The organism is Nostoc sp. CALU 1950 (assembly GCF_051172895.1).
In the GTDB taxonomy this organism is placed as follows: Bacteria; Cyanobacteriota; Cyanobacteriia; order Cyanobacteriales; family Nostocaceae; genus Nostoc; species Nostoc edaphicum_A.
The window spans coordinates 1-922 of the sequence record NZ_JBDNJQ010000406.1 but is presented as its reverse complement, the minus strand read 5'-3'; the positions used below and the strand labels follow the sequence as shown (position 1 = coordinate 922).

At 38.7% G+C, this 922-nt stretch carries 1 protein-coding gene; it reads right to left on the bottom strand.

Annotated elements, in window-relative coordinates; genetic code table 11:
- Positions 1–362 precede the first annotated feature (362 nt).
- On the bottom strand, positions 363–922 hold a 560-nt coding region (locus tag ABF638_RS38195; protein ID WP_435027922.1), incomplete at its 5' end, for a hypothetical protein.

The window sequence follows — 922 nt, the reverse complement described above, 5'->3', positions numbered from 1 at the left end:
TTACCAGCTAACACACCCTACCAATAGTGATTATATATTGAGTGTAAGATAAGACAAGCAACTAATGAGATTATATCTAAAAACTCCACACACAATGAGCATACCTGGTATTCTCTTTCACAATCTTCCAAATTCTTAGCAAGATTGGCAACTTTCTCTTTCAGATCAGCTGCACCATCCTCGGCTTTTTGGACAGCAGAATCCCTCTCACCTATTGATTTCTTGATGTCTTCTATACTCTTCACAATCTGTCAAAGCATTAGCACTATATTTAAACCTGCTAGAACCTATGTTGGTACAATCTTACACAATATACAGAGAGACAGATGCCTTTGCACATGAGAGACAGATATCAACCAAAACTATGACAACAGATACTGTAAATAACCACCATTAGTCACCTTTTGAGCAGTTTTCTTCTCCGCCTTTAGCGACTCCCCTTGGTTTTTCATAATGGAAGTTTCCTTCACTAGAGAACATGATAAAGAATCTGCTTTTTCTGAAATGGTCTGTAACTCGCCACCTAATTGTGCTTCTTTCTCAGCAGTCAAGAGAGAAATCTTCTTCTCCATCTCTTCTATTTCGTCTTTTAACCTTATAGCAGTATCATCTTTCTCTGTAATCTTCAATTTAATCTGTTGCACTCCACTAACTGCGTTATCTCGGACTTTCTCTGCCTGAACATATTCATATGCAACACAGAATCTTTTTAACCGATCTAACTCTGCATTGCCATTGGCCCACTGCATGTACTGCATCCTCTCCTTCCTTAGCTTCTCAAGAGCAGGAAGAATTTCTTGGTCGAGAAGCTTATCTATCTCGTCGACTTTGCTTTGCTTCTTCTCCAAAGTCTTCAAAGCAGAGTCTTTTTTCATTTCATACATCCTTGTGCCAGCAGCCTCTTCTAACATAGATAAAATCT